Consider the following 20,505-nt stretch of genomic DNA (forward strand, 5'->3'; position numbering starts at 1 on the left):
TCTGTTATTGGTTGTTGATTATTTATTTTAATTATTGTACTAATCTGCGTTGAGCCATTGCGTAGCCGAAATGAACGTTATCGTGTCCTGATGTCAGGGCAATCACTTCTTCAATACTCTCCATTGGATAGCCATAGGTTGCTGTTGAAAAGGAAGTGATTTCTCCGAAAACACCATTTTCATAATCAGCTGCAATTTGCTCAATACTGCGGATTGCGATTTCTTTCAATTCATCAACCTCTGCTTGTTCAACAAAGCGGGTTGGTTTGGTGTCTTTTTTATAATCTTCGTTATATTTTACCCAAGTCGTATCAGCTTTAATACCAGTACGGACATAGATCAAGGTCTGTGTACTGACAACAATGTGCGCAAAATTCCAGATGATATTGTTGTTAAATCCCGCTGGAATTTTGTTAAGTTGTTCAATGGAAAGGCCGTCAAGTAATTCAATGAATTTCTGACGTGACTTTAAGATAAATTTAAATGTCTCTTGCATAATACTATTAAAGCTTACATCGTAAATACGTCATCTCTTTTGTCGAGATACTCGTTTTCTACAATTTCTATCGATGGTTCCTTGGCTTCAAACTGAACCAATTTGGAATGGAAGCCCGCGCTGTCTTTAATGATGGCGATACGTGCGCCACGGACAAATTCGATCAAACCATATTTGGTCAATTCTTCTGTCAACTTATCGATCTCCTCGCGGTGACCTGCAGTTTCAAATACGATATAGTCGTTGCGGATCACAACGACGTTGGCACCATATTGACGTAGCAAACGCTCTACATATACCTTTTCATTGACAACATCGGCAGGGACCTTATATAAGGCTTGTTCTTGCCATATTACTTCATCATTGGTATTGTAGTAGGCTTTAAGAATGTCAATTTGTTTTTCTAACTGACGGCAAAGCTTACGCAGTACATCCTCTGCCTCTGTAATGACAATGGTAAATCGATGTATTCCTTCTACTTCAGAAGGGGAAGTATTCAAGCTTTCAATATTGATTTTTCTTCTTGAAAAGATTGTTGAGATCCGACCGATAAGACCGATTGAATTCTCTGTATATAGGGTGATGGTATATTCTTGTTTTTCCATGTTAAATTCTACTTTAAACGTATCTCAGATACCGATGTTCCTTGTGCAACCATTGGAAATACATTGTTTTCCTTACCTACCATCACTTCCAATAGATATGCTCCGTCGTGATCAATCATGGTTTTCAGGGCATTACGTAGGTCTTTACGTTCCGAAATCTTCTGACCGTCGATGTAATAGCCTTTCGCTACAGCAACAAAGTCAGGACTCGTGATATTCACGAATGAATAACGTCTGTCGTGGAACAATTGCTGCCACTGACGTACCATGCCCAAGAATTCATTATTGAGGATCATGATTTTGACTTTTGCGCCAAATTGCATTATCGTTCCTAGCTCCTGGATCGTCATTTGTATACCACCATCACCGATGATTGCTACGACAGTTTTCTCTGGCGCGCCATACCAGGCACCGATTGCGGCCGGAAGACCAAAGCCCATCGTTCCTAAGCCCCCTGAGGTTACATTCGATTTGCTGTTGTTGAATTTAGCATAGCGACAAGTTACCATTTGGTGTTGACCGACGTCCGTTGTAATGATCGCATCACCGCCTGTCAATTCATTCAACACATTGATGACCTCACCCATGGTCATAATATCGGTTTGTGGGTGAAGTTCATTTTGGATGACTTCTTTGATTTCTTCTTTTTCAAGTTCACGGAATTGTGCAAGCCATGCGGAGTGATCTGTAGCGTTTACCAATTCCGTCAGCATTGGAAGTGACTCCTTACAGTCGCCCCATACAGGTACGGTTGTCTGTACGTTTTTGTCAATCTCTGCTGGGTCTATATCCAAATGGATTACTTTTGCCTGTTTGGCATATTTGTCCAAACGACCTGTTACACGGTCATCGAAACGCATACCGATGGCTATTAAAACATCACATTCATTGGTCATGACATTTGGTGCATAGTTACCATGCATACCCAACATCCCTACGTGAAGTTTGTGATCCGTTGGAAGTGCACTTAAGCCCATGACAGTCGATGCCGAAGGAATGCCGGTTTTCTCGATAAAAGCTTTGAATTCTTCCTCTGCTTTTCCAAGAATGATGCCTTGTCCAAAAAGAACAAATGGTTTTTTTGCATTGTTGATTAACTCGGCTGCCTGCTCAACATATTCTTTACGAACTTGTGGTGCAGGTCTATAGCTGCGTACGTGGTTGCATTTTTCATAACCGAAGTAATCGAACAATTGCATTTGTGCATTTTTAGTGATATCGATCAATACCGGTCCTGGACGACCTGTGCTGGCAATATAAAATGCTTTTGCGAGTGCAGCTGGAATTTCAGTTGCGTCGGTGACTTGGTAGTTCCATTTGGTGACCGGTGCCGTGATATTGATGACATCTGTTTCCTGAAAAGCATCTGTTCCCAAGAGTGAAGCAAAGACCTGACCTGTGACACAGACGATAGGGTTACTATCGATCATGGCATCAGCCAGTCCAGTAACTAGGTTTGTTGCTCCAGGACCACTTGTCGCAAAGACGACGCCTGTACGACCTGAAGTTCTTGCATAACCTTGCGCCGCGTGGATTCCACCTTGTTCATGGCGCACTAAAATATGCTTCAGACGATCCGTATAATCATAAAGGGCATCATAGATCGGCATAATTGCGCCTCCAGGATAACCAAATACGGTATCAACTCCTTCGCTCAATAAGGCCTCCAATACAGCTTTCGATCCCGAAATTTGTGTCGGAGTTTGCTGCGCTGTAGCGGCCTTATTTTCTGTTATTTCCAGTGTACTCATTACGTTGATTTTTTTATTGTTGATTATTCAGTCTTTTTAGTATTTAGATATTTGATCTGAGACATTAAGCATCGATTGTTTAGGTCTCTATTGCTTAATGTCTCTGTTTTTATTTTCTACTGATCCGTTACACAGCCTTCTGAGGCATCGGCAACAGTTTTAGCGTATTTGTATAAAACACCTTTGTTAACTTTTAACGCTGGTTGTACCCAAGCGGCACGGCGTTGCGCGATCTCTTCATCGGAAAGCAGCACATTGATGCTGTTATTCACTGCATCGATCTCGATAATGTCATCATCATGTACAAGACCGATTAATCCGCCTTTGTAAGATTCTGGTGTGATATGCCCTACGACAAAACCATGTGTTCCACCTGAGAAACGGCCATCGGTAATTAAAGCAACAGATTTACCAAGACCGGCACCAATAATCAAGGAGGTTGGTTTAAGCATTTCAGGCATGCCTGGTGCTCCAACAGGACCTTCATTTTTGATCACGACAACATCGCCTGGTTTGATTCTACCAGATGCAATACCGGCCACTAAATCATGCTCGCCATCGAATACGCGTGCAGGACCAGTGAATTTTTCACCTTCTTTACCGGAGATCTTGGCTACAGAACCTTTCTCTGCTAAGTTCCCATAAAGAATCTGTAAGTGTCCTGTAGCCTTGATTGGATCGCTCAATGGTTTGATAATCGGTTGGTCATATTCCATGATTGATTTAACATCAGCCAAGTTTTCAGCGACCGTTTTTCCTGTTACCGTAATACAGTCGCCATGAAGTAAACCTTCATTTAAAAGATATTTCATGACAGCAGGAGTTCCACCAAATTGCTGCAGATCTTGCATCAAGTATTTACCGGATGGTTTGAAGTCAGCTAATACAGGGGTTTCGTCACTCATGCGTTGAAAGTCGTCTTGCGTGATATCTACGCCTACAGCTTTGCCTATTGCGATAAAGTGAAGTACAGCATTGGTACTACCGCCCAAGATAACAATGGTACGTAGCGCGTTCTCAAATGCTTTACGTGTCATGATATCAGAGGGCTTGATATCTTTCTCAAGCAGTGTGCGGATATGCTTCCCTGCTTCCAAACATTCATTTTTCTTTTCTTCCGAGATCGCAGGGTTGGAAGATGAGTACGGTAAGCTCATTCCCAAGGCTTCAATTGCCGAAGCCATGGTATTTGCTGTATACATTCCGCCACAAGCACCAGCACCAGGGCAGGTATGTTTGATAATGCCTTCATAGTCTTCATCGGAAAGATTGCCGCAGATGCGTTGTCCCAATGCTTCAAATGCAGACACAATGTTTAATTCTTCACCTTTATAGTGGCCTGGAGCGATAGTACCGCCATATACCATTAACGAAGGACGGTCCAAACGGGCCATTGCCATAATAGCACCGGGCATGTTTTTGTCACAGCCAGGAATAGAGATCAAGCCATCATAATATTGTCCACCACAGATCGTTTCGATACTATCAGCGATCACATCACGACTTACCAACGAATAACGCATCCCATCGGTACCGTTACTCATACCGTCACTGACGCCAATGGTTCCAAAGGTCAAACCCACTAAATCATTGTTCCAAACGCCCTTCTTGACGATTTGTGCCAAATCATTTAAGTGCATATTACACGTATTACCATCATATCCCATGCTGGCAATACCGACCTGTGCTTTGTCCATGTCGGCATCTGTAAGACCGATACCATAAAGCATTGCTTTTGCAGCAGGTTGCGTTTCGTCTTGTGTAAATGTACGGCTGTATTTGTTCATTGCGTTTTCGCCGTTAGATGATGACTTCATAATTTTCGTTCTCTAATACTAAATTTTTATATCTTCTTTGGATTGATGCACCTATGCTGTGTTCCCAGGCTTCTTTGTAGATGACATCATCGACTTGTTTGATTCCGATAATTTCTGCCGCAGTCCCGCATAAGAAAGCGCTGTCAGCAGTGTAAATGTCTTCTACTGTCAATTGCTTTTCAATGACTTCGAAGTTTAATTTTTTACAGATGTTTTTTACAGTCTGGCGTGTAATGCCCGGGAAGATATTCTTCGCTGGCGGCGTATAGATTTTGAAATCCTTTTCGATGAAAATATTTTCACTGGATGCTTGGGCAACGTAGCCTTCGTGGTCGAGCATTAACGCTTCGTCGTAACCCTTCCTGATGGCTTCTGTTGTCGCAAGGATGGAGTTTACATATTGCCCAGAGATCTTCGAGTCAATTTTAAACGACTTTGGATTAGGTCTTTTGATATCAGAGATACATACCTTTAATAGGTTTTGACCAAGATATGGTCCCCATTCCCATGCTGCCATCATGATGCTTGCTTCGGTTGATGAGGTTAGGTGCATATTTGAACCGGTCAATACCAATGGACGTATATAAGCTTCTCTTAGGTTGTTGTTGGCCAGGAGCTCATAACAGATGTCGATCAGCTCTCGGTTGCTCCAACGATAGGGAATATTAACTGCTTCACACGATCTCTTTAAGCGATCGAAATGCATGTCAGCTTTAAATATACGGGGCCATTGTGGGTATTATACGCACGTAAACCATCGAATACAGCATATCCGTAATGCAATGACTGTGCAAAGGGATCCAATGCCGCTTCGGAAGCTTTTACAAAAGCTCCGTCCAAATAGATCAATGTGTTTTTGTCGTAATATTTCATAACCCAAAATTTACCTAAGTATAATAGTTCCCTTTGTTGTAATATTGGTGGTAAATCATGCTATCTCAAGCTTCTATAAAAACTTTCGATTTTCATTTCCTCAAGGTAGCAGGAATTACAATAATTGGCAATAGGTAAAGTGCTAATTTTGTATTTAGAATAAAATTTCATTAAATCTATTTTTATGAAATTTTATTTTACAAAAATTCGTTTTATTCGGTTTTATATTTTGTTAGTCGTATACCATATTTAAAATTGGTCTACAGGTGCAAAAAATTATTTTTTGTTACAATGGCCAATTTTCTTCCTAAAATGAAGAAAATGTCAAAAAAACTTTAAAAAAAAAGCTTCCGATATTTCTATCGGAAGCTTTTTAGATTTTATAAAATCGATTTGATTTAATCTCCGATAATTCCTTCAGCAAGCACGGTAATGACATTGTCTTTTGCTTCCACAACACCACCTTTAATGAACACTTCTTGTCCACCTTTACCTTGTTGAATAATTACTTTTCCATCTTCCAAAGTAGAAACAATGGCAGCGTGGTCTTTCAAAATTTGAAAAGAACCCGCAGTGCCCGGTACAGTAACGGATGTTACTTCGCCTTCGAATGCTAATTTGTCTGGAGTGATAATTGTTAATTTCATTATTCTTAGATATAATCTAGATTAAACTGCTTCTGCTAATAATTTTTTACCTTTTTCGATAGCATCATCGATGTTACCTACTAAGTTGAAGGCAGCTTCAGGGTACTCATCTACTTCACCGTCAATGATCATATTGAAACCTTTGATGGTATCTTTGATGTCTACCAATACACCTTTTAAACCTGTAAATTGTTCTGCAACGTGGAAAGGTTGTGATAAGAAACGTTGAACACGACGTGCGCGGTGTACTGTCAATTTATCTTCTTCAGATAATTCGTCCATACCTAAGATGGCGATGATATCTTGCAATTCTTTATAACGTTGAAGAATTTCTTTTACACGTTGTGCAGTATTATAGTGTTCGTTACCTAAAACGGCAGGAGAAAGGATACGTGATGTAGAATCCAAAGGATCCACAGCAGGGTAGATACCTAGCTCAGCGATTTTACGGGACAATACTGTAGTTGCGTCCAAGTGAGCGAAAGTTGTCGCTGGCGCAGGGTCAGTTAAGTCATCGGCAGGTACATAGACTGCTTGTACTGAAGTGATAGAACCGTTTTTAGTTGATGTAATACGTTCTTGCATTAAACCCATCTCAGTTGCCAATGTTGGTTGGTAACCTACGGCTGAAGGCATACGACCCAAAAGGGCAGATACTTCAGAACCTGCTTGTGTAAAACGGAAGATATTATCGATGAAGAATAATACGTCACGGCCTTGACCTTCGCCATCACCGTCACGGAAGTATTCCGCAATTGTCAAACCTGATAAAGCAACACGTGCACGTGCACCAGGAGGCTCGTTCATTTGACCGAATACGAAAGTACATTTAGAATCTTTCATCAACTCGTGGTCAACAGTATCCAAAGGCCATTCGCCTTTTTCCATGCCTTCCATAAAGTGCTCACCATATTTGATGATACCAGACTCCAACATCTCGCGCAATAAGTCATTTCCTTCACGTGTACGTTCACCTACACCGGCAAATACAGAAAGACCACCGTGGCCTTTTGCGATATTGTTGATTAATTCTTGGATTAATACAGTTTTACCTACACCGGCACCACCGAATAAACCAATTTTACCACCTTTAGCATATGGCTCTAAAAGGTCAATAACTTTGATACCAGTAAAAAGTACTTCGGATTCAGTTGACAAATCTTCGAATTTAGGAGGTACGTTGTGGATAGGACGACCATTCTCTTTATTCAAATTTTGGATCCCGTCTATGGCATCACCAACTACATTGAATACACGACCTTTGATTTCTTCACCAACAGGCATTTTGATAGGAGCACCAGTATCGACAACTTCCATTCCGCGAACTAAACCTTCAGTTGCGTCCATGGCAATTGTACGTACACGATCCTGACCTAAGTGTTGTTGAACTTCTAATACAACACGTTGTCCATTTTCTTTTTGAATGTACAATGCATCGTAAATTTTAGGTAGATTTTCACTGTCGGCGAAGTTGACGTCAACAACTGGGCCGATAATCTGCGCTATTTTACCAATCTTGGGCATATTATAGGGACTAAATATTTATTAATCAATTTTATATAAGAGACATAAAAGGCCTCTTTTTTGGTCAGCAAAAATAAGGTTATTCGTTTTTAAAAACAAATAGAATTTGCAATTAAATTACAATTTTATTAATGTAGGTCAAAATGTTATCGATTGTAATTCTGTATGTTTCGATTTCTATACCTGCAAATATAGTTTTTCTCTTTTATCCGGCTAGGTATTTTTTAAGTTTACAGCTTTACTTCACTGAATCTTTTGTTCGTATTTAGGAGTGAAACCTGATTAAATAAAACCGACCTGTAACGGAGTGTCTCTAGGATTCGTTACAGGTCGGTCACAATAAAGCTGCTATTTTATGAAAGCAGGACTAGATTTTTTTGTTTAGTTCGTCCTGCAACTGGCGCTTGAGCAGTTGTTCCTTTTCCATCGATTTTTTGCGGAAGGTAGCGAATTCCTCTTGCGACTGTTCGGCCGTTTTTTGGAATTCCACCGTGTCCACTTTCGCTTTCCGGTAAGAAAATAAAAAGATAAATGCTGCTACTGCCAATACCGCAATGATCGTCCAGACAACAGTATTGTAAAAAGTTTTAGATGTATTGATTCCCAAGAAAGAGAAACTTTCTGTTTTTTCCTTCTCCTGTGCCAGCTGATCCTTTAAAACCTGAATTGAATCTTGTAAAGTTTTGGTATTGGATGTATAGTTGCTTGAAGATGATTTTAAAGAGCTGATTTCCTTGTGGAGTTTTGCTACGGTATCAATTACATTTCGTTTCACAATATCAAGATTGGTTTTTCGTACCATCTTGAAATCATAGTTGTTTTTCGAAATATAATTCAGGTGGTCAAATTGATTTGCCAAACTTCCTTTTTTTAATCCATCCGGGCTATATTTGAAGGCATTATCCTGTTGTGCTGCTGTAGTGGCTGGAGCCGCAGCGGGAGTTTGTGCCTTCAATAGCGTATGTGATGAAATAAATAAAATCGTAAAGAATATAAATGCTAATCTCAATTTGCTCATGTTGTTTATTTTATAAAATGCGTTAATCTAGCTTATCCTAATTGTAAAACTAGGATATACCTGTGATAAATATAAGGAATTATTGAAAAAACGAAAATGTTAAGTGAAATATATTCCAATTCTCGTAGGTCATTTCCCGTTACTTTATCATGATTCGATAGACCAACTTGGCAAATACCGTAAAAAGGACATGATCTTTTCCTTATAGATTGCCGTATTTAGTTTGAAATAGTAGGCTCCTTTTTTTGAGTTTTCCTTATCTTTTTCTTCCAGTTTGATGATGAGGTCTGAGGAAAGCAGTTTTCGGCTGAAATTGCGCTTATCCAACTCGATATTGTAAACACCCTCATAGAGTGCTGCAATCTGGGGAATTGTGAATTTCTCAGGCAGCAGTTCAAATAATATCGGATACAAAGCTGCTTTCATGCGTAGACGGTGCTGTGCCGAAGCGATCATCTGATCATGATCGAAGATCAGTGTTGGGTGCTCCTGTAATGGAAACCATTGGGCTTCGTAATCGTCACTGAGGATATGTTGATATTGCTGCGTATCAATCAGCGCAAAATAACAGATACTGACAACCCGGTCGCTAGGTTCACGCTTAGGTTCACCGAATACACTACATTGCTCCATGTATACATTTTCAAGCCCTGTTAACTGTTTGAGCACACGGCTCGCCGCCTCTTCCGGGCTTTCGTCAGATTGAACGAAACCACCCATCAGACTCCATTTATTTCGTTCGGGTTCGAAATCACGTTTAATTAAAAGTACTTCAAGGGATTCGCCGTTAAATCCAAATATGATACAGTCTACTGCCAAAAGGATCCCTGAATCTTTTTTATAATATTCCATCGTCTATCGTTTTATCTTTTTTTATCTGACATCACCCCATTTATTCCACGAGCAAAACTATGTAAAAAAGTAAATAGCTAAAAATAAGTATAATAATTGTCTGATACATCCCTTTAAAAGGCTTTTATACGCCTATGTCAGGAATTTGGGTTAACCATAATTTGCTGCTATGAAGTTAGCTCTATTTTTTAAATATGAAAATTTTCTTTCATATTTAAAAAAATAAATGTTTATTTGACACTAATTATTTTTTCAAGGCGAACTTCAGAAAGGAGGGGATTGAAAAATAAGGCGTTAGAGACAATTATAAGTTATAAACCAAATTCAGCAAAAATGAATAAATCGTATGTCATTGGGGTGGACTATGGAAGTGATTCGGTCCGTTCGGTATTGGTTGATGCTAACAATGGCGAGGAGATAGCTTCTTCTGTATTTTACTACCCGCGTTGGAAAAGAGGGGAGTATTGTGATGCTGCTTTAAGTCAGTTTAGGCAGCACCCCTTGGATTATATCGAAGGCTTGGAAGCAACAATAAAAGATTGTTTGCTCAAATCGGAAATCGACAATATTGGCGCAGCTGTAAAAGCAATTTCTGTGGATACAACGGGATCTACTCCAGTTGCCGTAAACGCAGCCGGGGTTCCATTGGCGTTGTTGGACGAGTTTAAAGACAACCCCAATGCCATGTTTGTTTTATGGAAAGATCATACAGCTGTTGGAGAGGCCAAAGAAATTAACCTGCACAATCAAAATAGTTCGGTGGATTATTTGAAGTATGTGGGCGGAGTATACTCTTCGGAATGGTTCTGGGCCAAATTACTTCATGTTTTTAGAGCAGATGAAAAAGTCCGTGCCGCCACATATAGCTGGGTTGAGCATTGCGATTATATTCCATTTCTATTGACGGGAGGAAAACAGGTGTCTGCGATGAAGCGTGGGGTTTGTTCAGCGGGCATAAATCGCTTTGGGCCGAAGAATTTGATGGCCTACCGCCAAATTCTTTCTTTTCAACACTTGATCCATTGCTGGATGGTTTGGTTGATCGTTTGTTTTCCGAAACATACACTGCTGATCAATCTGCTGGTCAGCTTTCGGAAGAATGGGCGCAACGATTAGGTCTTACAACCTCGGTCGTTGTCGGAGTAGGTGCATTTGACTGTCATATGGGGGCAGTAGGGGGACAAATAGAGCCATATTATCTGAGTAAGGTAATGGGGACATCGACCTGCGATATGCTAGTTGCCCCGAAGGAGGAGGTTCAGCATATGTTGGTCAGGGGAATCTGCGGTCAGGTAGACGGTTCGATTATACCGGGAATGATCGGTATGGAAGCTGGGCAATCGGCATTTGGAGATGCTTACGCTTGGCTGAAACAGGTGTTACTGTGGCCAACGAAAAATTTGATACAAGATATTGAAGAGATCGAAGCGCATACGCGTGAACAGTTGATGGCAACCCTGGAGGAGAAACTCTTGTTCAGCCTAAGTGAGCAGGCTGCATTACTTCCCGTAACGGCAACATCTGAATTAGCATTGGACTGGCTCAATGGTCGTCGAACTCCGGATGCGGATCAATCCTTGAAAGGAGCGATTACAGGTTTGCACCTCGGAACAGATGCTCCTCGGATCTTCAGAGCAATTGTCGAAGCAACTTGTTTTGGCGCAAAGGCTATTGTTGACCGTTTCGTGGAACAGGGTATTCCGGTAAAAGGCTTGATCGGTTTAGGCGGAGTTGCAAAGAAATCCCCCTTTATTATGCAAATGATGGCCAATGTGATGAATATGCCTATTCGTATTCATAAAAGTGAACAGACTTGTGCCATTGGCGCCGCAATGTTCGCCGCAACAGCGGCTGGTTTATATGACCGGGTCGAGGATGCCATGAAGGCAATGGGGCAAGGTTTTGAACGAACTTATATACCTGAGGAAAAATGGGTAACCATCTACGCCGAACGCTATGAACATTACAAGGCTTTGGGAGCTTTCATCGAAGGAAAGGAATCGCTAGCCATTACTGTTTAACCATTCAAATTTTAATCATGTATAATTCAATTAAAGAAGAAGCCTACCATTGCAATATGCAATTACCCCAGCTGGGATTGGTGCTTTTTACATTTGGAAATGTGAGTGTTGTCGATCGCCGTCAGGAAGTGTTTGCGATTAAACCAAGTGGGGTTCCATATGAAGAGCTATCACCGGAACATATGGTGATTGTAGACTTTGATGGTCAGGTGGTTGAGGGGAATCTTAGGCCATCATCTGATACGAAAACTCATGCGCTACTGTATAAACATTGGAAGGAAATCGGTGGGATCACCCACACACACTCCACCTATGCGACAGCATGGGCACAGGCGCAACGGGATATTCCCATTTTCGGAACGACACATGCCGATCATTTGACGGTAGACATCCCCTGTGCTCCACCAATGAACGATGAGATGATCGCCGGAAACTACGAACATGAAACGGGGTTTCAGATTATCAATCACTTTGTCGAAAATAAGCTGGACTATAAAGAAGTGGAAATGATTCTCGTTGGTAACCACGCGCCGTTTGCCTGGGGTAAAACTGGGACAAAGTCTGTTTATAACAGTGCGGTTTTGGAACAGGTTGCTAAAATGGCTTGGTTGACAGAACAGATCAATCCGAATGCGCCTCGATTAAAGCCTGCACTGATCAAAAAGCATTACGAACGGAAGCATGGGGCCAACGCCTATTATGGTCAATAATTTTCGGTAATAAAAAAATCTATAGCAAAAACTACAATTTAACATGAATATCAATTTAAAAGAGCTTGAGGTCTGGTTTGTCGTGGGAAGCCAAGACCTATACGGTGAAGAAACCTTGCGACAAGTTGCCCTACATGCTGAGGAAATAGCCAATTATTTACATAGCCAAGCAGCGATTCCAGTAGCGGTAAAATATAAACCGATCGTAAAAAATACGGACGAGATTTATGCAACGTTGGCAGCCGCCAACAATGAAAAAAACTGTATCGGGGTTATTACCTGGATGCATACATTTTCACCTGCAAAGATGTGGATCAGAGGATTAAAAGCCTTGCAAAAGCCATTGTTGCATCTGCATACGCAGTATAACCAGGATATCCCATGGAATAGTATCGATATGGATTTTATGAATCTCAACCAAAGTGCGCATGGGGATCGTGAATTTGGACATATCGTTAGCCGCTTAAAAATAGGTCGTAAAGTTGTAACCGGGCATTGGCAAGATGCGGAAGTGCTGGAACGGATTAATGTTTGGGCGCGTGCAGCCGCAGGATGGCACGACTGGCAAGGTGCTAAATTTGCACGATTTGGCGATAACATGCGTTATGTGGCTGTTACGGACGGCGATAAAGTAGAGGCAGAGTCGCAATTTGGTTTCGCAGTAAACACCTATGCCATTGGTGATCTGGTAGCGGTTATCAATGCGAGCACGGAAGCGGAAATCGCGGCATTATTAGCCGAGTACGAAGCGACTTATGAACTAGCCGAAAATGTGAAAGCTGGTGGTGAATATCACGATAACCTCATCGAGGCTGCTAAAATAGAAATTGGCCTAAGGAAATTTTTGGAACAAGGAAACTTTAAAGGCTTTACGGATACTTTTGAGGATCTGCATGGGATGGTACAACTTCCGGGCTTGGCGGTACAACGTTTAATGGCTGAGGGATATGGTTTTGCCGGCGAAGGGGATTGGAAGACCCCGGCTTTGGTGCGCGCTTGCAAAGTGATGGGAGCAGGATTAGCGGGAACGACCGCATTTATGGAGGACTACACCTACCATTTTGATCCGCAGAATCCCATGGTACTTGGCTCACATATGTTAGAAGTGGACCCAGCTTTAGCAACTGGAAAACCACGTATAGAAGTACATCCGCTAGGAATTGGCGGCAAGGCAGATCCTGCCCGTTTGGTTTTCAATGGGCAGAGCGGAGATGCATTGAATGCCTCTTTGGTCGATATGGGAACGCGTTTTCGTTTGATCGTGAATAAAGTACAAGGTGTTGCTGTGGAAGAAGAGTTACCTAAGCTTCCTGTTGCGCGTGTGTTATGGAAACCGCTTCCTGATATGAAAACAGGTTGCAGTGCCTGGATTGTGGCAGGGGGGGCACATCATACAGCCTACAGCTTGAGCTTAACACCCGAATACCTGGAAGATTTTGCACGTATTGCCGGACTGGAATATGTATTGATCGACGAGGATACTACGGTAGCGAAGCTCGAAGATCAATTGAAATGGAATGAACTATATTATTTACTCAGTAAATAATAGCCTAAGCCATTTATACCTGCTCTTCGGGTATAGATGGCTTATTGATAATAACCAATTTGGGACATATGGAAAAATTTGCAACGGTAGATTACATCATCTTCGTAATTTACTTCTTTATTGTAGCCGGTTATGGCTACTGGATTTATCGTAAAAAGACGAATAGTTTAAGCAGTAGCAAGGACTACTTTCTGGCGGAGGGATCACTTACCTGGTGGGCCATAGGCTCTTCGTTGATCGCATCGAATATTTCTGCTGAGCAGTTTATTGGTATGAGCGGTAATGGATTTGAGGTCGGTATTGCTGTAGCCGCTTATGAGCTCATTGCTGCGGTAGCGCTAATTATTGTTGCGGTTTGGTTTATTCCGGTCTATCTGAAAAACAAAATTTTTACGATGCCTCAGTTTTTGAACAACCGATACAATGAAACAACGAGTCTTATTATGGCAATCTTCTGGTTGTTTTTGTACGTTTTTGTCAATCTGACCTCCATTTTATATTTAGGCGCCATTGCAATCTCCAGCATGGCCGGAGGTGGCGACAGCTTCCACACCATTACAGTTGCTCTAGCCGTATTTGCCGTTATCATTACTTTGGGCGGAATGCGTGTTATTGGCTTTACAGATGTTATTCAGGTTGTTGTATTAATTATAGGTGGTATAGCGACGACCTATGTGGCATTGACTTTGGTCAGTGAACATTTTGGTTTGGGCCAAGATGCCTTAGCGGGATTTAATAAACTGATGGAAGATTCGCCGGAGCATTTTAACCTATTTGTCGATAAGCCAGGGCCGGGTGCCAGTCAGGAAGATATCAATAAATATCTGATGCTGCCTGGAATAGGGATGTACCTTGCCGGGATCTGGATTGTTAACCTAAATTACTGGGGCTGTAACCAATACATCACACAACGCGCTCTGGGAGCTGATTTAAAGACGGCACGCACAGGGATTCTTTTTGCAGGATTTCTAAAATTGTTTATGCCGATTATCGTCATGCTTCCAGGAATAGCTGCTTATGTGCTTTATAAAAATGGTGCGTTGCAACACGAAATGGCTCCTGGAGGGGTGTTTCATGCCGATAATGCGTACTCGGCAATATTGGGCTATCTGCCAAATGGAATGAAAGGACTAGCACTGGCGGCGCTTACAGCAGCTATTGTGGCCGGATTGGCCGGAAAGGCAAATAGTATCGCAACGATCTTTACACTGGATATCTTTAAAAAATACATCAATAAAGATGCGAGCGAAGCAAAAATGGTCTGGGTTGGAAAGATAACAATTGTGATCTCTATTCTACTTTCTGTTTTATTTACCTGGAATGATGCGCTGGGCATCGGTGGTGCCGGAGGATTTACTTTTATCCAAAAATATACAGGTTTTATCAGTCCGGGTGTTTTTGCAATGTTTTTGCTCGGTATGTTCTGGAAAAGGACTACGGGTGCAGCTGCCATTACAGGCCTTGTTACGGGATTTGCATTGTCGATATTTTTCAATGAGTTTGCAACAAAAGTTTTCGGGCCAGAAACATGGATCTATACGGCATATCTTAACAAGGCGGGTGTTTATGAAATTCCATTTCAGATATGTATGGGACTAGCATTTGTGTTTACGATGATCGCTATGATTGCTGTCAGCTTATTTGGACCAAAAGTTAATCCAAAAGCTTTTGTATTGGATCGATCGATGTTTAAAGTGGAACCGTCCGTATTGGCATTAATTGTTGTGACTTTATTGTTGGTGACTGCTATCTATGTGCGTTTTTGGTAGAAATGTTGCCATTTGAATAATTAACTAATTATGAACCATTCCTAATTAAAATTAGGAAGCCTCCATCAGACCGATGGGGTAAAACTTAATTGCAGATGAATAAGAAAATTATTATTGGTTTGTTGACTTGTGCTTCATTGGCTTATGGCTGCCAGTCTTCATCAACTCAAAGTAAGCAAGCAGCGACCTTGGCTGACTCTGCCTCCAACCAAGCTTTTGATAGCCAGATTGACGGTAAAGAAGTTAAACTATTCCAGCTCAAGAATGACAAACTCGCTATTACATTGACAAATTATGGCGCACGCCTGGTAAGTTTAAAAGTGCCAGATAAAGACGGTAAATTGACTGATGTGATTTTGGGCTATGATTCGGCCAATGAATACAAGGATAACTATAATAATTTTTACGGCGCAATTGTAGGGCGTTACGGGAATCGGATTGGCAAAGCATCATTTAAACTGAATGGAGAGGTGTATTCTTTAGAAAAGAATGATGGCGAGAATTCACTTCATGGCGGTACCAATGGCGTTTACAATAAAGTGTGGGATGTAGTCAGTAGCACTTCGACATCAATCACATTAGCCTATACCTCACCTGATAAAGAAGCGGGTTATCCGGGAACGGTCAAGATGGAGGTTACCTATACCCTGGAGGACAACGGTGCTTTGGCCATCGCCTATCAGGCGACAACAGATAAAGAGACGGTCTTAAATCTGACCAACCATGCTTATTTTAACCTCAATGGGGCAGGAGATTCTTCTATTCTGGATCATGAACTTCAGATTGATGCAAAGGCAATTACCGAAGTTGACAATACCTTGATTCCAACTGGAAAGAGTTTGCCTGTAGCGGGCACAGCATTCGATTTTACAAAACCTACACGTATTGGTGCTCGTATTGAAGATGAAAATGCACAACTGAAGATCGGAAAAGGCTATGACCATAATTTTGAACTAAACAAGAAGGATGGTTTCCAGAAGGTCGCACAGGTGTATGCTGCGAAAACGGGTATTGAAATGGACATCTACACAACCGAACCTGGTTTACAGTTTTACAGTGGTAATTTTATGAAAGATTCTGACCCTAAAGGGAAAGAGGGAAAAGTGTATCCATTCCGTTCTGCTTTCTGTTTGGAGACACAACATTTTCCAGATGCACCAAATCACCCCAATTTTACATCAACGGTGTTAAAACCTGGAGAAAAATATAGTTCAAAAACAACCTACCAATTCAGTGTGAAATAATAAAATCTATATGATAAAGCTAAGATTAAAATTAGGCGTTGTTTTTACGCTGGCCACTGGATTACTGTATGGACAGAGTAGTGTAAGATTAGAAACGCCGCAACAGGAGCAGACTATAAGTCGACATATCTATGGACATTTCGCCGAGCACTTGGGACGCTGTATTTATGATGGATTTTATGTCGGTGAGAAAAATGACTCAATTCCGCATGCTGATGGTGTCCGGAAAGATGTTATCGAAGCCCTTAAGAATTTGAACATTCCCAATTTACGTTGGCCGGGTGGATGTTTTGCCGATACCTATCATTGGAAGGATGGAGTTGGGCCCAAAGCGCAACGGCCTGCTATCGTAAACAACTGGTGGGGTGGCGTGACAGAGGATAATTCTTTTGGCACACACGATTTTCTCAATATGTGTGAATTGCTTGGTGCGGAACCTTATCTGGCGGGTAATGTGGGTAGCGGCGAGGTACAGGAGCTTGCCGACTGGGTCCAATATGTGAATTTTAAAGGAGAAAGCCCCATGTCAGATTGGCGACGAAAAAATGGTCGACAGGAACCTTGGAAGGTAAAATTCTGGGGCGTAGGAAATGAAGCTTGGGGCTGTGGCGGAAATATGACCGCCGATTACTATACCGACATTTATCGCAAATACGCCACTTTTATGTCGGATTGGACCAATGGAAGTGGTTTGTATCGGATAGCATCAGGAGCCAATAGTGCAGATTATAATTGGACGGAGACTCTCATGAAGAAAATTCCGAGTGGTTTGATGAAAGGCATGGGGCTTCATCACTATGCGGTGATCAACTGGGATAACAAGGGCTCAGCAACTCAATATTCGGAAGAGGAATATTTTAGAACCATGAAATCAGCTTGGTTTATGAATGAGCTGGTGGAGAAGAATATCGCCATTATGGACAAATACGATCCGAAAGGACTTGTGGATCTGATCGTAGACGAATGGGGGGGCTGGTATGCGGTAGAGCCCGGTACGAACCCTGGTTTTCTCTACCAACAAAATACCATGCGTGATGCCATGATTGCGGGAATGACGCTCAATATCTTTAACAATCATGCTCGTCGGGTGAAGATGGCCAATCTAGCGCAGGCTGTGAATGTATTGCAGGCGGTTATTCTAACAGAAGGAAAGAATATGATTTTGACGCCGACTTATCATGTGATGGAAATGTATAAGGTACATCAGGATGCCAAGTTGATTCCTATTTCCCTTCAATCAACGGATTTTGAATTTAACCAGGAAAAAATTCCGGCCGTTTCGGTTTCAGCGTCACAAGACAAGCAGGGCCGTACTCATATCTCCTTGGTAAATATTGATCCGAAAAAGAATAATAAGGTACGTGTGGATCTCGGTTCAGTGAAAGCTGCAAAAATTTCAGGCCGAATCCTTACCGCGGAGAATCTACGCGATTATAATTCCTTCAAGAAACCCACAACAATTAAACCTGTTGTGTACAATAGGGCAAAGGCAGTGAATGGTACCATTGAAGTGGACATTCCGGCATTTTCAGTTATTGTATTGGAATTAATATAACAGCCAATTTTGATAGGGTTGTCATGTCGTGCTAACCTATTTATGCTGTTAGAGTTGGTGTAAAAACCTGAAATAATAAATTATTGATGAACAAATACATATAGGGATGAAAAGAGTAGTGTCAATACTGTTACTGTTAGCGAGCTTGAGCTCTTCAGCAATGGCACAGTCACCGATAACATTAAATATAGCGTTGGATAAACCTACAGGCAAAATATCGCCACATATGTGGGGTGTCTTTTTTGAAGATATCAATCTTGGTGCCGATGGGGGAATTTACGCTGAATTAGTAAAGAATAGATCATTTGAGTTTGATCAGCCTTGGATGGGATGGAAAAAGCTCGAAAATGGTCCTGAGGGAACCTACCTCCTGCTAAACGATAGCAAACGTAAAGGGAACAAACGTTATTTAAGGATAAACAATGCGGCTAATCTGAAATTAGGACTACAAAATGAAGGCTTTAGAGGAATGGGGGTGAAAGCGGGGGCAGCATATGAGTTCTCTGTACAATACCAAAGTGCAGCTAAGGGGATGAAAATCCATGTTGAGCTGCTCGATCAACAGAATAAAGTTATTGGCGCAGCTGAGCTTCCTCTTGAACCCGACGGATCATGGTCTGAAGCTGCAGTCAAATTTCCTGTCAACCAGACGACAGATAAAGCCAAATTAAATGTTTGGTTTACAGGGGCGGGTACCTTAGACGTGGATATGCTTTCGTTATTTCCAGTAGACACCTGGAAAGGAAGACCGAAGGGTTTACGTAAAGATATGGTTCAGATGCTTGCCGATATGAAACCCGGCTTTATCCGTTTTCCTGGAGGCTGTATTGTTGAAGGGAAAGATTTGGCTAATCGCTTTCAATGGAAAAAAACTGTTGGACCAATAACGGAAAGGGAATTGATTATCAACCGGTGGAATACCGAATTCAGCCATCGGCTTACACCTGATTATTTTCAGACCTTTGGTTTAGGATTTTATGAATACTTTTTACTGGCAGAAGATATTGGAGCCTCCCCAGTTCCCATTCTCAATTGCGGTATGGCCTGCCAATTTAATACCGGAGAACTTGTCCCATTGGACGAACTTGATACCTATGTGCAAGACGCTTTGGATCTGATTGAATTTGCTAATGGTACAACAGATACAAAATGGGGGAAATTACGGGCGGATATGGGGCACCCTGAGCCTTTTCACCTCAAAATGCTGGGGGTTGGCAATGAAAATTGGGGCCCGCAATATATCGAACGGTTGGCCGTCTTCAAGAAAGCATTAAACGAAAAGCATCCAGAGATCAAAATTATTGCCAGTTCGGGCACTGATCCCGAAGGAGATCGTTTTGACTTCTTAAATGATCAACTGCGGGCGATGAATATCAATATCATTGATGAACATTATTACCGTCCACCATCCTGGTTTCTTTCGAGCGCCAATCGCTATGATAATTACGCTAGAAATGGGGTGAAAATTTTCGCTGGGGAATACGCTTCGCATACGACGCGACCAAACGGTCCAGGGAAAAGTACCTGGGAGGCGGCCCTCTCGGAAGCCGCTTTCATGACAGGCCTGGAACGAAATGGCGACGTCGTGGAGATGGCATCTTATGCGCCATTATTCGGCCATGTCGATGGCTGGCAGTGGTCACCGGATTTAATTTGGGTGGATAACTTGCAGGTATATGGAACACCGAGCTACCACGTGCAAAAATTATATGCTACCAATAAAGGGACAAGCATTGTTCCGATCAAACGGGATGGTGAATTCGTTGCTGGCAAAGATAGCCTATATGCTTCTGCAGTATTTGATGCAGCTGCGCAACAGCTTATCGTGAAAGTCGTCAATTACAACAGTAAACCGATGAAAGTGAACCTCGACATAGATTCGAAGAAAAAGCCTGCTGCGACAGCAGAGAAAATCACGTTGGCCAACGCCAACCTCAACCTGAGTAACAGTATCGAGGAACCATTGAACATCCGTCCAAAACAAAATACGGTAACTTATAAGGGAAAGACGATTGTTGAAACATTTGAACCCTATTCCTTGACCTTGATTAAAATGTCCGTTAAATAAGATGAATAT

General features: G+C 41.8%; 17 protein-coding genes. 7 read left to right on the top strand and 10 right to left on the bottom strand.

From position 1 onward, the window contains the following. Nucleotides 1–31 precede the first annotated feature (31 nt). The 10 genes from OK025_RS10145 to OK025_RS10190 all read right to left on the bottom strand — a co-directional run bounded on the left by OK025_RS10145 (nt 32) and on the right by OK025_RS10190 (nt 9,583). Nucleotides 32–496 (bottom strand): DinB family protein, encoded by a 465-nt coding sequence (locus OK025_RS10145; RefSeq protein ID WP_317669366.1) that lies wholly within the window; start codon nt 494–496, stop codon nt 32–34. A 14-nt stretch (nt 497–510) separates the two neighbouring features. Further along, entirely contained in the window at nt 511–1,101 is a 591-nt protein-coding gene (gene ilvN / locus OK025_RS10150) for an acetolactate synthase small subunit (RefSeq protein ID WP_070570155.1), read from the bottom strand. An 8-nt stretch (nt 1,102–1,109) separates the two neighbouring features. After that, the gene (ilvB, locus tag OK025_RS10155; RefSeq protein WP_317669367.1) at nt 1,110–2,852 is read right to left on the bottom strand and encodes a biosynthetic-type acetolactate synthase large subunit; all 1,743 of its coding nucleotides are present in this window, start codon (nt 2,850–2,852) and stop codon (nt 1,110–1,112) included. A gap of 116 nt (nt 2,853–2,968) precedes the next feature. After that, nucleotides 2,969–4,669, bottom strand: a complete 1,701-nt coding sequence (gene ilvD / locus OK025_RS10160) for a dihydroxy-acid dehydratase (protein WP_317669368.1) — start codon at nt 4,667–4,669, stop codon at nt 2,969–2,971. Next, the gene (locus OK025_RS10165; protein ID WP_317669369.1) at nt 4,653–5,375 is read right to left on the bottom strand and encodes an aminotransferase class IV; all 723 of its coding nucleotides are present in this window, start codon (nt 5,373–5,375) and stop codon (nt 4,653–4,655) included. The genes ilvD and OK025_RS10165 overlap by 17 nt, the downstream gene beginning before the upstream one ends. Beyond that, nucleotides 5,357–5,542 (bottom strand): hypothetical protein, encoded by a 186-nt coding sequence (locus OK025_RS10170; protein WP_317669370.1) that lies wholly within the window; start codon nt 5,540–5,542, stop codon nt 5,357–5,359. Before OK025_RS10170 ends, OK025_RS10165 begins: the two co-directional genes overlap by 19 nt. A gap of 398 nt (nt 5,543–5,940) precedes the next feature. Beyond that, nucleotides 5,941–6,189 (bottom strand): ATP synthase F1 subunit epsilon, encoded by a 249-nt coding sequence (gene atpC / locus OK025_RS10175; RefSeq protein WP_120335003.1) that lies wholly within the window; start codon nt 6,187–6,189, stop codon nt 5,941–5,943. Between the two features lie 21 nt (nt 6,190–6,210). Then, nucleotides 6,211–7,713: a F0F1 ATP synthase subunit beta gene (gene atpD, locus OK025_RS10180; protein ID WP_201669666.1), complete on the bottom strand. Its 1,503-nt coding sequence runs from the start codon at nt 7,711–7,713 to the stop codon at nt 6,211–6,213. Nucleotides 7,714–8,080: 367 nt separating this feature from the next. Continuing rightward, nucleotides 8,081–8,731 (bottom strand): hypothetical protein, encoded by a 651-nt coding sequence (locus OK025_RS10185; RefSeq protein ID WP_088163102.1) that lies wholly within the window; start codon nt 8,729–8,731, stop codon nt 8,081–8,083. Nucleotides 8,732–8,878: 147 nt separating this feature from the next. After that, a complete protein-coding gene (locus OK025_RS10190) occupies nt 8,879–9,583 on the bottom strand; it encodes an NUDIX hydrolase (protein WP_201669665.1) in 705 nt (234 codons plus the stop codon). A 941-nt stretch (nt 9,584–10,524) separates the two neighbouring features. Here OK025_RS10190 and OK025_RS10195 point away from each other — a divergent pair. The 7 genes from OK025_RS10195 (at nt 10,525) to OK025_RS10225 (ending at nt 20,496) form a co-directional block, all read left to right on the top strand. Beyond that, nucleotides 10,525–11,604, top strand: coding sequence for a ribulokinase (locus OK025_RS10195; RefSeq protein WP_317669371.1), 1,080 nt, complete (start codon nt 10,525–10,527; stop codon nt 11,602–11,604). A 17-nt stretch (nt 11,605–11,621) separates the two neighbouring features. Further along, complete coding sequence (locus tag OK025_RS10200; RefSeq protein WP_317669372.1) at nt 11,622–12,314, top strand: L-ribulose-5-phosphate 4-epimerase; 693 nt, start codon at nt 11,622–11,624, stop codon at nt 12,312–12,314. Between the two features lie 43 nt (nt 12,315–12,357). After that, on the top strand, nt 12,358–13,860 hold the full coding sequence (gene araA, locus OK025_RS10205; protein ID WP_317669373.1) for an L-arabinose isomerase: 1,503 nt from the start codon (nt 12,358–12,360) through the stop codon (nt 13,858–13,860). A gap of 68 nt (nt 13,861–13,928) precedes the next feature. Next, nucleotides 13,929–15,629 carry a sodium:solute symporter family transporter gene (locus tag OK025_RS10210; RefSeq protein WP_112374965.1) on the top strand — a complete coding sequence of 567 codons (1,701 nt, stop codon included), beginning with the start codon at nt 13,929–13,931 and terminating at the stop codon, nt 15,627–15,629. Nucleotides 15,630–15,724: 95 nt separating this feature from the next. Further along, a complete protein-coding gene (locus tag OK025_RS10215; protein WP_317669374.1) occupies nt 15,725–16,873 on the top strand; it encodes an aldose epimerase family protein in 1,149 nt (382 codons plus the stop codon). 10 nt (nt 16,874–16,883) lie between these two features. Beyond that, complete coding sequence (locus OK025_RS10220; RefSeq protein ID WP_317669375.1) at nt 16,884–18,428, top strand: alpha-N-arabinofuranosidase; 1,545 nt, start codon at nt 16,884–16,886, stop codon at nt 18,426–18,428. Between the two features lie 106 nt (nt 18,429–18,534). Next, a complete protein-coding gene (locus tag OK025_RS10225; protein WP_317669376.1) occupies nt 18,535–20,496 on the top strand; it encodes an alpha-L-arabinofuranosidase C-terminal domain-containing protein in 1,962 nt (653 codons plus the stop codon). The last annotated feature ends 9 nt before the right edge of the window (nt 20,497–20,505 follow it).

Source organism: Sphingobacterium sp. UGAL515B_05, assembly GCF_033097525.1.
Lineage (GTDB): Bacteria > Bacteroidota > Bacteroidia > Sphingobacteriales > Sphingobacteriaceae > Sphingobacterium.